Genomic DNA, 14,964 nt, shown 5'->3' on the forward strand with positions numbered 1-14,964 from the left:
GGATACTTTGCGAAGATGTGCCAGTCGAAAAGTAGGCCCTCAGCAATGGATTTCGAGCCCGTGGCCTTCCGTGATTGAGGGTTGTTTCAGTTCCTCAACAAGCTCATGCCGAACCATACTGCGGATGCATGCCCTCAGTAATCTCCTGTCCGCGGCACTGCAGAACCATGCGACCCGATGGAAGGAAATGAATTCCCACATTGGTTCCGTCCATCTGTGTTTCGCGAACCACTTATTTCTCATGAACTCTAGATGTTCGATCCTCATATCCGAATCGGTCGATTCGGGGCGTTCGAGGAAAGTCTGCTCAACCGGCTTTTGAACGAGATGGATGGAGTAAGGGAGGATGCCACGAAGAGCCTGACTCGAATGAAGGCAGCGAATGTCGAGAATTCAGCGGGCTGTACCTGATCGCCGGGCCCCTCCCAGATAGGGTAGGCCACGCATCGTCCTCGTCGCCCCGAAAATGCCTCTCACCGAAGAACACGATTTTGCGTGAACTATATCAAAATGTCTGGCACAAAGTCGAAGCACGATGCGCACCATTGCCTGCACCGGGAGCACCTTACAAAATGTGAGTTGAAAGCCACGAAAGCCGCCCCAGGAAATGCTTGGATCGCTATCACTCGGATAGACACATGACCGAACCAAACGACGAACGATGGTGATCGCCAAGTCGCAACCAGTGGCGGGGTCGCCGTACCGGCTCATCGCGAGCACTCGCGATGGCCAAGTTACCACCTGATGTTACCCTTCCATGGAAACGAGCGAGACGGTGCCGCCAAGGCCCAAGGGAATCTATTTCCTCCCACGCGCTGGAGTCTCATTCTGGATGCGCAGGATGATGATCCGGAAGCCTTGGCGGGTTTTTGTCAGACCTATTGGTTCCCGCTTTATAGTTATGCCCGCAGGCTGAACTTGAGCCCCAGCGATGCAGAGGATCTCACCCAATCATTCTTCGAGCGGTTGCTCTCGCGGGATGTGCTGGGTGCGGCGCGGGCGGAACGCGGGAAGCTGCGAAACTTTTTGCTCAGCTCGTTCGCGAATTTTGCGCGCGAGGATTGGCGCCGCCTCAAGGCGCAAAAGCGTGGCGGCAGACATAAAATCCTGGAGCTTGACGCCCTCACGGCAGAGGAGCGGTTTGCGCTGGAGCCTCGCGGCAGCGTCACCCCGCAAGTCGAGTATGAACGAGCCTGGGCAAGAGAGCTGCTTCGGCAGGCCGTGGACAAGCTCGAGGCTCAATACGAATCGAACGGAAGCAGGAGCGTTTTTCAAGCGTTGCGCGACCATCTGTCCGACGGTTCGTCGACTCGCTGCTACAAAGAGATCGCCGCGCAACTCGGCCTGACGGAAGGCGCCACGCGCTTTGCTGCCTTCAAATTGCGCCAGCGCTATCGCTCCATCCTGCGTGAAATCGTCGCCGAAACGGTCACCAGCCAAGAGGAGGTCGAGAAGGAGCTCACCTACCTGCGCGGGTTGTTCGAGGACTGATCCATGCCCCCTCGTGCCCACTCCCATTGCTCCAGATGCGGGGCCTTGATTCGATCCGATGACGTCTCGTGCACTCGCTGCCTGCTGGATGTTGCATCCGGACAGGACGACATGGCTCTGGAGGATCAACTGTTCCAACAGGCCTTGGCTCTCAAACGCGAGGACCGTCTCTCCTTCATTCACGAGGCCACGCGGGGGAACGCTGCGTTGTCTGCCGCCTTGCAGTTGCTGCTGGAAGGCCATGAAGAGGCGGAGCAGGAAGAGGAACAGGAACAGATCATGGCGGCAAGCGCGGAGGAACCCGGCACGGTCATCGATCAGTTTCGCCTCGTGCGGCTTCTGGGTGAGGGAGGTATGGGGGCCGTCTGGCTGGCACAACAGACCGCGCCTGTCACCCGCAGTGTCGCGCTCAAGATCATCAAGCTCGGCATGGATACGCGCGAAGTGATCCAGCGTTTTCAGCGGGAGCGACAGACCCTGGCTCTTCTGCAACACCCGAACATCGCACAGGTCTTTCAAGCGGGAGCCACCGCGACGGGCCGGCCCTACTTCGCCATGGAGCTGGTGGAGGGCGCGCCCATCGTGGATTACTGCGAAACAGAAAGCCTCGATCTTGGCGCGCGGTTACGGCTGTTCCAGGAGGTTTGCGCGGCCGTCGAGCACGCCCACCAGAAGGGTGTCATCCACCGCGATCTAAAGCCTTCGAACATCCTCGTTGCCGACGGGAAGGTAAAGGTGATCGATTTTGGTTTGGCTCGAGCAACGCAGGAGGTGGGGGAAGGTTCGCTCTTCACGAGGCAGCTTCAAATCCTCGGCACCCCGCCTTACATGAGTCCGGAACAGGCTCGCTCAGCCGGGGTTGATATCGATACCCGCACGGATGTCTATTCGCTGGGTGTCGTCCTCTATGAGATGCTTACCGGAGTGTTGCCGATCGAGGCCAGCCGATTGACCAACACGAGCGTTGCGGAAATGCAGCGCATCCTCTGCGAGGAAGAGCCGCAGATTCCCAGCCGACGCATCACCACATTCGTAGCGGAAGCAAGCCCAACACTCGAGATCAAGGAGCGACAAGCCTACTTGCAGGGAGATCTGGACTGGGTGGTGATGAAGGCCATCCGCAAGGACCGCGAGGCCCGGTACGCCAGAGCCGCCGCGCTCGCAGAGGATCTGCGTCGGTTCCTCGCAGGTGAGCCAGTGGAGGCGGTACCGCCGACGCTTGGATATCGGACGGCGAAATTCGTGCGACGAAATCGATTGGCGGTTGCGGCGGGCGCCTCCGTCTTCCTGGCGCTGCTGAGTGGACTCGTGGTAAGCATGACTCAAGTCCGTCGCACTGAAAGGGCTCTCGCCGGGGAGGCCAGTGCCCGAAGGGAAGCCACCTTCACACTGTCCGATATGTACACGCGTTCGGGCCTGACCGCGGCAGAGACGGGCGATTCAGAACGGGCGGCGCTTTGGTTCGCGAGTGCCGCTTTGATCGCAGCCGACGATCCAGACCGTTCCTCCGCCAATCGACGACGCACGGAGGCCTGGCGACAGGAATGCCGGACCGCTGTGCGCGCTCTGGACACAGGATACGATCACCTGCGTTCGATCGTTTGGAACCCGCGCCAGGATGCGATGATTGTCGAGGCTGAGAATGCGGCTTCAGCTCAAGTCTGGGACCTTGAAACAGAACAGTCTTGGCTGCCCTTGCGTGAATCCAAGATTCATCGAGCTGCATGGGGGCCCGAGGGCGATAAGCTGGCAGCTCTGTTACCTGGCAACGTGATGGCCGTGTTCGCCTATCCTTCCGGTAGCGAGCTCGCCAGATTGGAGGGGGCAGTCGCGGACCAGATCGCGTGGAGTCCCGACGGTCGGTGGGTCGCCAGCGCCACGGCCGTGTGGGACTGGCGGACCGGCGAAGTCAGGCAATTCTCCAAGGCCTGCCAGCGTGTCCGCTTCGATCAGAGCGGAAATCGCTTGCTGCTCCAATCTGGATCCAAGACAGGGATCTGCCTCGTGAGTGACCCATCCAAGTTTTTGCACCCACCTTCCCCGTCGCACCCCTGGGGTGGGTCAGAATTTCTCAACGACGGGGATGCCTACGTCGTGGGTGAGAACAATGGGGATTTGGTCGTTCGGCGCTCGACTTCTGGAGAGGTTCTCGGACGGCATCCAGTTCCAGCGAGGGCGATGGAAGGCTCCGGAACACCTCTGGATGTGAGTCTCGACGGACGCTTCGTCGCGCGACGGGATGCTCCGGTGCGCGATCTCCAGCGTTCCATCGATCTCACCTTCCCTCGCCACCAGAGTTTGCACATGGGCGCTCGGTTCAGTCCAGATGGGACGTTGCTGGCCAGCGGTGGTTATGATCTCAAGCTTCAGCTTTGGTCGGTGGCAGATGGGCTTTTCCTGGGCAGCATCGGCCGACATCACACCGCCGTCGTCAACGTGGAATTCTCTCCCGATGGTCGCTTTGTGGCTGCCGCCGAGGATGGATTGGTCCGGATCTGGCGAATTCTCCGTCCTCAGCTCGTTCGCACGATTGCTGCTGGAGAGAATGGGTTGGCGGCGATTTCCGGTGACGGCACATACGTCGCCTCGTCGGGATTCACCACGGAGTCCGGAAAAGTAAGACGCACTCAGGCGTTCGACATCAGCACCGGACGTCCGGCTGGGCCCGCCATCGACCCGAGCGGGACCATTATGGACGTCGTGTTCGGAAACGGTGGAGACTGGATGGCGATTGCTGTGAGCACCACCTCAGACCGAAGCCTAAGCGCATTCGAGAAGAGCGGAGGATCAGGCAATATTCAATTTTGGAACTTCCTGACGGGCCAGCGACTAGGCGAGCCGATCCCGATGCCTTCCGAACCGCGCGGACTCTGTTTGCACCCAGCGGGGAGATGGATCGGTGTCTGTTGCGCGGGTAGCGAAGGGGTGGAGATCGAATGGAGCAACCGTGTGAGTCGAGTGCTTTTCGGTCCCGACATTATTTCCCATGCGAACGCGACCCTGAATAACGGGCGGTGTGCCTACAGTCCTGACGGTCGAGTCTTTGCCTCCTGGGGATTGGTTGATACCACCGTCATGTATTCCCGGGACGAGAACCGTGTCATTTTTACGAATGCGCATCCCGCATTCACCACGTTTGATATGGCGTTCCATGGGAACAATTCGGCATGGGCTCTGGTGACGAGCAAAATGCGGATCGAGTTCCGTGACGTCCAAACCGGCCGCTCAATTGCACCCGCCATCCCCTATAGCAATTGGCCGTTTCTCACCCGGTTCAGTCCGGACGGAAAGCTGTTGCTCACGGCCGGCGGCGGCAGGACCGCGCAAATTTGGGACTGGCGCAGCGGCCAATTGGTTTGTCCGATGTTGTCACACGAGGAAACGATCATGGCGGGGTGCTTCGTGCCCGGGACACCTTGGGTCATCACCGGAGGACATGACGGAAAAATCAAGTTTTGGGACCGCCGAACCGGCATGATGATTCGTCCTCCGCTGCAGCGGAATGGCTGGGTGTTAGACCTTCGATTGACACCCGATGCGCGGACGCTCATTGCCAGCGGCATCCTGGATGGCAACATCGAATTGAGCGATCTAGATAGCGCGCTTCCCTCAGCGATGCTGGACCCCGCCGCCGAGCGTTTGCTCGCCGAAATTGATGCGGATGCAGAGGTACACCCAGGAGGAGACCTGGCTCAGTTGTCCCCGGAATCCTGGTTGAAAAAGTGGCGAGAGTTTAGAACGCGTTACCCAGATTATAGCGGTCATCGGCTGCACTGAAGCGACCCAGCAACGGCGCGCCGATCGCAGGTAAGGCTTCATGCGTTAGCCCAATCCATGCAGTAGGAGAGCTTGCAGTTGCGCAGCAGATTTGTGCGGAAGCCGAGAAAAACCGCTAACGCTTCGCAGCAAATTTCATAAATGGAAGAGGAACCTGACTTCTATTTATGAAAGAGTTGTTTAACTTAGCGGCCGGCTCAACCTCAAAAAAGCGCGCAACGCGTTGGTATTCATGGTTTTTTGGTGGTTTAACGCTACCGCTGCTGCTGGCGTGGCTGTGGAACCACCAAACTCCCCAACCGTCCGCTCTTCGCGACTCGACAGAACGCAGTTCCCTCTTTCAGGTCGCGCCAGCGCCTGCCGTCCCTACCCCCGTCCCGAGCTCCGTGCCTAGCCGTTCCCAGCCCGCTGCTGGAGATTCCGTAGCGGCGAGGACCTCCCAGCCGTTGTATTCCGCAGTTCAAGTTGCCTCCACTCCCCCCGTGACGAACACCTTCGACCCTGCCGCGTTTAGTCCCACCATTTCACACGGCGCACCACCTCCTCCTGCTGGAAAACAGTTTGATCCCAGGTTCGTGCAACCGGCCAGCTGGCTCGTGCCGCCGCCACTCAGCGATGAGCAAATCGCGTTGCAGAGCCGAGCCATGCGAGCTCGAAGTGATGAGGAGAAACGTGAGGCTTTGGACTGGGCGATGAAAAACAACATGCCGGTCCGAGGTGAAACCACCAATGGCGCAACCTACGAACTCATGGCGGTTCGGGAGGGCGTTCCTTCCTATGTCACCACTGAGAATGCCAACGCCGCCATCTCGACGGGTGTGGACCCATATTTAAGGTCGGTTTACAGCGACGTCAGTCTGACGGGAGAGGGCTGGGGCATTGGGGTGTGGGAAGCGGGGCCGGCCCGGTCTACCCATCGCGAATTGTATGACGGTTCATCGTATCACGCGGTGTTTGTGGATCTAGGTGCGGGGCCCAACTACAGCAACATTCCGAATGAAAGCCATGCCACCCACGTCGTTGGCACGCTCGTGGGCAGGGGTGTCACTCCCGCTGCGAAGGGGATGGCGCCGGGAGCTTTCGCCTACGTTCAAGATTGGAATGGCTATCTCAGTGAATTGCTGGCGGAAGGCGCATCCGCGCCGGGTCAACGAAGGAAAGTCTACGTCTCCAACCATTCGTGGGGATATGTCGGGGGATGGTATAATTACTCATCACCCCCTCAGATTGAGTCGGTTCAGTATCCCTTTGCGGGTTGGTATTGGCACGGCCAATCCGGCGCCAATGAATCAGCCCTATTCGGACAGTACGGAGATGAGGCGAGGAACCTCGATGTGGCCACGCGAATGGTCCCTTATCATCTGCCTTTCATGGCCTCTGGAAATTCGAGGGGAAAATCGCCTGGTTTTTTGGATGTCGCGTACTGGCCGAGCCCCAATAGACGATACCAATCGGGAATTTGGGGGCTTACAACCGGATCCGCCCCGGGTGCGAACGGAGGAAGCGATGGGTACGACACCATTCCGACCTTGGCCAACGCCAAGAACATCATGACGGTTGGCAACCTCAAGGACGCCATCTCGGGAGGGGAGCGCTCCGTGAATGGAATCAATTTGGTCGATTCTTCGAGCATGGGACCCACCGATGATGGGCGCATCAAGCCGGACATCGTTGCAAATGGCGAGGAGCTCTACTCCAGCGACAAAGGAAGCGACGATGATTATTCCCGTAAGACCGGAACCAGCATGGCCACTCCCAACGCCTCTGGCGGCGCGATTCTGCTGCACGAGTATTACACGCGATCGACAGGCCAGTATATGCGAGCGAGTACGCTCAAGGCACTGATCATTCACACGGCTACGGACCTCGATGTTCCGGGCCCGGACTACAAGACCGGCTGGGGTTTGATGGATGCGGGTAACGCGTTGGTCACGCTTTTCAATCATGAAACTCAGCCCGCCGCTCACCATATCGTGGAAGCGGTTTTGTCGGATGCGACACCTGAGTATCGCCTGGGCTTTACAGCGACAAACCTCTCCTTATTGACGGCCACACTGTGTTGGACGGACGTCGCCGGGCCGTCGTTGTCAGGTTTGAATAATCGAACCAGCGCTGTGGTCAACGATCTCGACCTTCGAATCATCGACCCGAATGGGTTCGTCTTCTACCCGGCCCGTTTGGATGTGAATAACCCGAAGGCTGCGGCCACATATGGAGACAACACCAAGGATACAGTGGAGAAGGTTTCGTTTCTGGCCCTCGCGAGCGGCAACTACGAACTCGTAGTAAGTCACAAGGGAACCTTGCAAGCCCCGAGCGACTGGAACGGCAATCAGCTCGCCGGCGGATCCGCGCAGCCCTTTTCCCTAATCCTCGACGGTCAGTTCGAAGAAGACAGCGGCACGCTGGCCGAGGGACTGGATCAGCCTCCGACCCGAGCCTTCAATCTCTCAACCAATCGGGCTTGGGTCTATCAAACCGAGTCAACTTCCGTGGGCGGTAACCGCATCGCGTCGATTTCTCCAGGCCATGGTAAAACCCATGCGTTCCAAACGGTGAGTCAAGGGCCGCAACAACTCACTTTCCGTTGGGGTGTCAGCTCCGAAGCGAATCGGGACAAGCTTCGGTTCCTCATCAACAATGTCCTTGTGGAGGAGATCTCAGGCGAAGTGGCCACCAAGCCGCACTCAAGAAACCTGCCAAGCGGGACGCATACACTTCGGTGGGAATACGTGAAGGATGCGAGTGTCAGTTCGGGCCAGGACCGTGGGTGGGTGGACGAGCTTCAATTCTTGGATCCGCCGCCCCCGCCCGCCAGCTATGCGCAGAACTTCGATTCACAGGCTCTCGGAAGCAAGGAGTTCAATGACTTTTCCAAACTCACGACGGATGCTCCCGCAGTGCCCGGCGTACACAGCATCAATGGACAAAAGCGGCTCCGCCTCACGGCGGCCGACACGCTGCATACACGAGCCCAGTTCGTGCTCCCGGCTCTGGCGCCGTCCACATACGGATTCTTCGCGCAGTTTGATTATCTGATCACTCCTCCGGACGCAGGACCCATCGCGGATGGATTCGGCTTTTATCTGAAGCCAGCGGCCGCCGGTATCGATAGCGAGAGCAACCAGGTGGGTGGGTACTCCTCGGGCATTGGGGTCGAATTCATCACGTTCGGTGCGCCACGTCACCTCATCCGCATCAATGGTGCGGAGCAGCCGGGTGCTTATGCAGAGAGCCCCGCTACAGGCGTTGTCACCCGGGTCATGATCGACTACCGCACCCAACCTGGGAAGCAAGGCACCCTCACCGTGGTGGCGGGTGGGCAGACGATCCTGGACACCGTTCCTGTGCCGGCGGATTTCCAGCCGACATCCACAGACGTGTTCGCATTTGCAGCACGGACGGGAGGCTTCGGTGAAACACTATCGATCGATAATGTCCAGGTCCGATCCCGCGTCAGCGACGAAAGGAGCTACAGTCAGGACTTCACCGAGTATGCGAACGGTGCCCGTATTTTCAAGGATGGAAGCGTGCTCGCTTCGGATACTGGGGCGGCTAGGGTGAACAAGAATCCGAATGGACGCGCGTTCCTTATCATGACCGCGGCCGAAACCCCATGGACCCGCACTCAGTGGGTTCTGCCAGGATTGGTTCCATCCACCTACGGTTTTACCGCCCGCTTCTCCTACGCGATTGCAAAGCCCCCGACGGGACAGTGGGCGGATGGATTTGGCTTTTATCTCAGGCCTGCAGACGAACCGGTGGACGTGGACAATAATCAGGTCGGAGGATACGCCAAAGGTCTGGGTGTTGAGTTCATTACATTCTCCAACCCTCGCCACCAGATTCGGGCGAACAACCAGGTCCTTCCCGAGACATATCCGGTGTCGCCCCACGTCGACGGTCAATTCTCGGCAGTGGTCATTGACTACGACGCGTATCCTGGAAAGACGGGCAGCCTGAGTTTGAATATTGGTGGCACTCAGGTGCTCTCACGAGTTCCGGTTGACTATATGACGGCGCTGGACGACGTGTTCACCTTTGTCGCTCGCACGGGTGGATTCTCTGAAACACTTGTGATCGACGATGTGCAGATCATACCCAAGTCGCAGCGCCCTCCCGGAAACGTCACCGCTCGCTTTATGAATCGAGTTGGGTCAGCGTTGCTGGTGGAGGTGAAATGGGATACGGAACCCGGTGGAGTCTACGAGGTTTATGTGAGTCAGGATCTGGTGAACTGGCAGCTGACTCGCACGTATACTGCGACCTCCTCCACACTGGGGATCACGAATGTTTCGCCCGCCGATGAGGACACCCGGCTGTTCTTCAAGATCGTGAGACAACAGTAAGGTGGCAATTGTGTGGCTCGAGTAAGTTACAGCATGACACGTCGCACAGGATCGCAGCCGCATTCCAGTATTCGCCGAGGACTCGTTCAACCTCGTCTCCTACACAAAGGAGACGCCTTCCTCTCCCCCTGTAGGAGACGACGTCAGGAGTCCTTGGCCTCCTCCTTTCCTCCTTTGTCGGTTATGTGCAGCTACGCATAACCGACAAAGGCGGGGAACAGTGGCACCGTCCACCTCGTGAGAGCCACCTCCCTATGGACTGCGCGTGGCATGCCACCGCTTTTCCTTCGGGCCACAACCGGTGTCGGGTGCCGGGTGCCGTGCCAGGTGCTCTCGTCACGCCGAAACAGTCTTGGCGAAGGCGGAAGGTGCCAGGTGGCGGGAGAACGGGAACACGTCCGAGGACGGCCCACACTACAACTCCGGAATCCCACCAGATGGAGATGGACACAGACTCATCGGCGCTTTAAGAGTCTCGGTAAGCAGAACCACCCCGGCAAGTGTTAACCGAGTTCTGGATCTGCGTTTTAAGGGAGGAAGTATCCATGAAAGAAGAAGAGAACGTTGTATCGTTGGGCAGTCCTGTGCCCTCAGAACCTCAGGAGGAGATCCCCATCTTTGCCGATGACCGCGAAACCGGACAGCCGGTTCTCGCCGCACTCCACAAACTTGGGTTCGCCCAAGCGAGCGTCGTGCATCTGAGCCTCGGGGATTACCAATTGGGTGGCCAGCTCATCGTTGAGCGAAAAACAGTGAAGGACTTCGTCGCCTCGATCATTGATGGACGATTGTTCGCGCAAGCTTCGCGACTGAGCCAAACCGCCGAGCATAGCTGCCTCATCCTTGAAGGTCCCGGGAGGGACCTTGCCGACTCAGGAATGAGTCGCGAATCGATCCAGGGAGCGCTCATCACATTGCAACTGATCTTCCATCTCCCAGTCCTGCGCTCAACCGATCCAGAGGAGACCGCACGCTTGATGATATTCGCCTGGCGACAACTGGTCCGCCAGGAGAAGGACCAGGTGAATCGCGGGGGGCGTCGGCCCAAACGGAAAAGGCGCGCTCAACTTCTCGCCTTGCAAGCGTTGCCATCGGTTGGACCCAAACGGGCGGAGCTCCTGCTCGAGCGCTTCGGATCCGTCCGCGCGGTCATGAATGCCAGCACGGTGGAGCTCGAGGCGATCCCCGGAATCAGAGCCAAAACCATCCAGGCCATGCAATGGGTGCTCGACTAGTAGGCCGTCGGACTTAGAATACTGTTTTGTCTTTTCAAGCATCAGGGTCCTTCTCCGCCTCCCCGCACGCAGTGCCTTCTAGCAGCAACCAAAGTCGACGCGATGCGATGATGCTTCCTCACCTTACAACAGACGTCCCATCGCGCCTGCGGTGGTTGCTGCTAGGGACGGTTTTCACTGAGCGTCCACCTTCTCTTGATCTGGCTTACTGTCCCACATGTCCCGGTAGGCGTGGATGTAATAGGCAGTTGCTACAGGATCGATCTTGAAGTAGTAACGGCAGAGGGATTTGAATACTTCCAGGCCTTTAGGGACGCACGCGCAGTCCAAGAGCTGATCGAGCGTGTGTTCGATCTCTTGAACGTCACGGGAGCGGATGCGAATCAGGTGTTGGACCACGGGATCCAGAGTCTCCGCATTCTGCAGCTGAAGACGGTTTATGGCGACAGCAATGGATCTGATTTTGGCGAAACCGTCATCGGAGCCACAGCCGGTGACACTCGCGCCGCGATCTCGGGCTCCCTTGGATCTTGGTTTCTTCACCTTTGCAGCCATAACGTGCTCTTACATACGTGCTCTTACATTTTCGAGCTCATGCTGATCCGAGGACCTCCCCGAATCAACCCAGAACAAAGATCTCCGGATAGGCCAATCGGACGGTTGATCGCTTGACCGAATGCAGGCTCGACTCGATAGCTTCAGACACTCTAAACTTCTAGCCACTGATTCGTTCAAGAATGAAGCGGAACTCTACCAGGCAACCACGCTGCATCGTCATCGCCGGTCCAAACGGCGCCGGGAAGACTACGTTCGCTCGACAGTTTCTACACCGTGACGCAGGAATGCTAAACTTTGTAAACGCTGACCTGATCGCTGGCGGACTTTCGCCGCTACAACCGGAATTGGCAAACCTAGCCGCAGGGCGTCTGTTTCTGAACGAACTCGACCGGTTGGCGGGCGCTCGCGCCGACTTTGCTTTCGAGACCACCTTAAGCGGTTTGACCTACATTGACCGTTTGAAGAGGTGGAAAGCTTCTGGCTACCGAATCGAGATCGTCTTCCTCCGATTGCCTTCTACCCGACTGGCTCTTCGACGTATTGCCATTCGGGTCCGGCAGGGAGGCCATCACGTGCCCCGGCAAGACGTGCTTCGGCGATTTGTGCGAGGGTGGGACAATTTCCAATCCGCTTATCGGCTTCTCGCCGACTCATGGGCAGTCTATGACAACTCTGGCATCTTGCCCAAACTACTCGAAAAAGGACCATGAAACCCAAGACAGTGAAACCTGAGACCGCCGAATTCGCCAAAGCAGTTGGCCGCGGACTGCGACGCTCTGCCAAGGCAGCACGGGAGATAGCCCGTATGCATGGCACACCAATCTACATCTGGAAAAACGGTAAAGTCGTGGCGCAAAAGCCGTAAGGCGCACCCGGGATTCCGATGTAGGAAACCTTGTCTTTGATGACTCCGCCCCTACGAAATATGGGGACATCCAAACTCCGCGGACCCGGTTCACGTTCAAACCCGCCGCAGTTTCCGCCGGCTATTCCTTCCCGAGCCCAGCGCCACCCGGGCCGTATGGCGACAAGCTTTCAGTATTTCAAGATCAGAATCCCAACGGGCGCTGGCAATTGTACGTGAACAGCGTATTCGACGAAGGCCGCGGTCAACTGGGACGAGGGTGGGGCATAACCCTATACGGGCCAACCCGCACCGAAGCCTACTTTGAATCGGTGTTTCGTGATGAGGATGAGGATGAAGTCGTTTTGAGGTGGGCAAGGGCTGAAGGATTCAAGCTTCAGCGCACCGAAAACCTTGCCAGTCCGATCTGGGTCGATGTTCTCGATGCGAGTGACGTGTCAGAGTATCGATTCTCTGGCACCGCTTCGGGTAATGCATTCTTTCGTTTGGTGCCTCCCTTATCTGAAGCGGCTCAAGTCCACAAAATCGAACGAGGCATTATTCATGCAGTCGTCACGCCATAGTTCGCGGAAGAACCGAGAGAAGGCTGCATCGAGGTCGGGCTCGCATACACATCCATCATAGACAAATCCGAAAATCTTTCAGAAGATCGATTTCAGAGACTAACATGCCTGTTATCAGCATCTTGCGCGACAAAAGAACCTCCTAACCAGCGATTTTCCGAAGATCTTTCCGAAGATAGGTGATGGGGACGAACTGACGCGGCGATGCATCGCTCCATCTCAAAACTAGAGCATCTTTCCAAAGAACGATGAGGGCGATCTCTGGGATGGAAGCGAACAAACCGCCGCCCATGGACGCAACAAAGCGCAAATTGCAGGGATTTTCGCGCAAGGAGGCAAAGGGAAGGGACGGTTTTCGGCAGTGGGCTTGGAAAGGAATTTGTTGCCTGGAGTTAACTTCCAAGCCGCTAGCCCGCCTTCGCACTTCGACAAGCTCAGCGCTATGGCGTGGCACCATTTCGTCGTAGACGAAATGGTGGAGGCGGCGGGAGTTGAACCCGCGTCCCGAGCAAGGAAACCGGCCGCGACTACATGCTTAGTCAGGGTAAGTTTTCGTCCGCGCAGAATCACCCCAACACGAATTGCGCAGCTTAGTCAGCATGGAATTTCTCGGCGGCTTGCGCGCTGTCTCCACAAGCCTACCCACCCGACTAAATGCGTTCGTGTCTCCTAGCCGGGATTAGAGCACGAACGTCGCAGACTTAGGCTGCGAGGGCCAACTCTTCGTTAGCTTTTATGTTTTTGGTTCGATTTTTTACGAGGCCAACGAACCATCCTCGGCATGCCGCCTCCGGCGTACTCACAAGGTCGAAACCAGTACGCCCCCAACCAGACGACTAACTCCTCCCAATCTGCACGCTTCTATCCCTAGGTCAAGCTATCGCTCGTCGGGAGTGTCCCTCGTGGTGCGTGACTATTTCCAGGTAAGGACAGCCGGGGCCGGAGGGGATCCCCGCTACGCCGGGGGGACTAAAGCGGTAGAGGTCTACCGCACTCCATATGGCCAAGCTCGGTCGCGGAACATTTGGACTGCTGTAGCCCTCTACAGCTTTTCTGTGCCCCCGGAGGGGATCCCAGCTACGCCGGGGGGACCAAAGCGGTAGAGGTCTACCGGAGATCAGAACTATAAACCTCGTCGGATCGGTTCCCGATCAACTCCATAGGGACGAGCTCCATCGCGGTTCAAAAAAACCGGTGCCCTTCCCGCTTCACTCCAGTGCTTCCCCTGCCCTAAACTGCCTCCCATCATGATGCTGATTCGCACCCGCGTCCGCCCCAGTGCCATTCACGGAATGGGTCTCTTCGCCGTTGAGCCTGTCCCTCGTGGAACCCCCATCTGGCGGTTCCAGCCAGGTTTCGATCGCGAACTGACGCTGGCGGATTTCCAGTCGCTCCCCCCTATCATCCAGGAACATGTTCGTTGGTTCGCATTCCTCGACCCTCAGACGCATCGTTTCGTCCTCGGGGGCGACCACTCCTGCTTTATGAATCATTCGGCCGAACCGAACACCGGTGCCCCGTCCGACGCTGTGCCTCCCATCGCCACTGTGGCCATGCGCGATATCGCCGCCGGGGAGGAAATAACCTGCAACTACGATACCTTCGACGCAGAGAGCGGGCGCAAATTAGGGAAATGACGGGCTTTAAATGAGGGATTTTAGACTCTTTACTGTGTACAGAACTCCACCCCCCCTCGCGAACGGGGCTACGCCTATGGAGTGCTGTAGCCCTCTACAGCTTTTCAGCCCCTGACGGAGTCAGGTTCCTCCAAGCGGGGCGCCGCGATCGCCTCCACGTCGAATCTCCCCTTCCGCAGCCCGCAGAAAAGGTGGCAAAATTAACACTTGCCCTCGACGCATCCGGTCATTAGTTTCTACTCCTCTTTGGAGCACCTATAGCTCAATTGGATAGAGCATCTGACTACGGATCAGAAGGTTTCAGGTTCAACTCCTGATGGGTGCACCAGCCTTCGCTTTGCGGAGCAAAAGCAAGGCTGCCACGTCATAGCCGCAGGCGACGACGGGCTTCGTCGGACATCCCCATTAGCTACGGCTTGGCAAGCCAGCCTTCTTACTAGCCTTCGGTCCATCACTACACCTTCGCTTTGCGGAGCATAAGCAAGGCTG

The 14,964-nt window shown here is 57.8% G+C and carries 10 protein-coding genes, 1 tRNA gene and 1 other RNA gene; 10 read left to right on the forward strand and 2 right to left on the reverse strand.

Going from position 1 to position 14,964, the window contains the following annotated elements; genetic code table 11:
- Positions 1-252: 252 nt before the first annotated feature.
- The 5 genes from JNN07_00805 to JNN07_00825 all read left to right on the forward strand — a co-directional run bounded on the left by JNN07_00805 (position 253) and on the right by JNN07_00825 (position 10,852).
- The gene (locus tag JNN07_00805) at positions 253-411 is read left to right on the forward strand and encodes a hypothetical protein (protein ID MBL9166260.1); all 159 of its coding nucleotides are present in this window, start codon (positions 253-255) and stop codon (positions 409-411) included.
- A 333-nt stretch (positions 412-744) separates the two neighbouring features.
- The gene (locus tag JNN07_00810) at positions 745-1,491 is read left to right on the forward strand and encodes a sigma-70 family RNA polymerase sigma factor (GenBank protein ID MBL9166261.1); all 747 of its coding nucleotides are present in this window, start codon (positions 745-747) and stop codon (positions 1,489-1,491) included.
- 45 nt (positions 1,492-1,536) lie between these two features.
- Positions 1,537-5,268: a protein kinase gene (locus JNN07_00815; protein MBL9166262.1), complete on the forward strand. Its 3,732-nt coding sequence runs from the start codon at positions 1,537-1,539 to the stop codon at positions 5,266-5,268.
- Between the two features lie 167 nt (positions 5,269-5,435).
- On the forward strand, positions 5,436-9,617 hold the full coding sequence (locus JNN07_00820; GenBank protein MBL9166263.1) for a S8 family serine peptidase: 4,182 nt from the start codon (positions 5,436-5,438) through the stop codon (positions 9,615-9,617).
- A 545-nt stretch (positions 9,618-10,162) separates the two neighbouring features.
- Complete coding sequence (locus JNN07_00825; protein MBL9166264.1) at positions 10,163-10,852, forward strand: hypothetical protein; 690 nt, start codon at positions 10,163-10,165, stop codon at positions 10,850-10,852.
- Between the two features lie 174 nt (positions 10,853-11,026).
- Here the strand turns inward: JNN07_00825 and JNN07_00830 are convergent, their stop codons facing one another.
- Entirely contained in the window at positions 11,027-11,407 is a 381-nt protein-coding gene (locus tag JNN07_00830) for a hypothetical protein (GenBank protein ID MBL9166265.1), read from the reverse strand.
- Positions 11,408-11,589: 182 nt separating this feature from the next.
- Here JNN07_00830 and JNN07_00835 point away from each other — a divergent pair, with 182 nt between their 5' ends.
- From JNN07_00835 to JNN07_00845, 3 genes are all read left to right on the forward strand, one after another.
- Positions 11,590-12,120 (forward strand): AAA family ATPase, encoded by a 531-nt coding sequence (locus JNN07_00835; GenBank protein MBL9166266.1) that lies wholly within the window; start codon positions 11,590-11,592, stop codon positions 12,118-12,120.
- On the forward strand, positions 12,117-12,275 hold the full coding sequence (locus tag JNN07_00840) for a hypothetical protein (protein ID MBL9166267.1): 159 nt from the start codon (positions 12,117-12,119) through the stop codon (positions 12,273-12,275). Before JNN07_00835 ends, JNN07_00840 begins: the two co-directional genes overlap by 4 nt.
- 215 nt (positions 12,276-12,490) lie before the next feature.
- A complete protein-coding gene (locus tag JNN07_00845; GenBank protein MBL9166268.1) occupies positions 12,491-12,838 on the forward strand; it encodes a hypothetical protein in 348 nt (115 codons plus the stop codon).
- A 473-nt stretch (positions 12,839-13,311) separates the two neighbouring features.
- On the opposite strand, the gene ssrA is transcribed toward JNN07_00845, so the two are convergent.
- Positions 13,312-13,664, reverse strand: a transfer-messenger RNA (tmRNA) gene (gene ssrA / locus JNN07_00850).
- A 421-nt stretch (positions 13,665-14,085) separates the two neighbouring features.
- Here ssrA and JNN07_00855 point away from each other — a divergent pair.
- On the forward strand, positions 14,086-14,475 hold the full coding sequence (locus tag JNN07_00855; protein ID MBL9166269.1) for an SET domain-containing protein-lysine N-methyltransferase: 390 nt from the start codon (positions 14,086-14,088) through the stop codon (positions 14,473-14,475).
- Positions 14,476-14,726: 251 nt separating this feature from the next.
- Positions 14,727-14,803 (forward strand) — tRNA-Arg (locus JNN07_00860).
- Positions 14,804-14,964: the final 161 nt, after the last annotated feature.

Source organism: Verrucomicrobiales bacterium (genome assembly GCA_016793885.1).
Taxonomy (GTDB): Bacteria; Verrucomicrobiota; Verrucomicrobiia; order Limisphaerales; family UBA11320; genus UBA11320.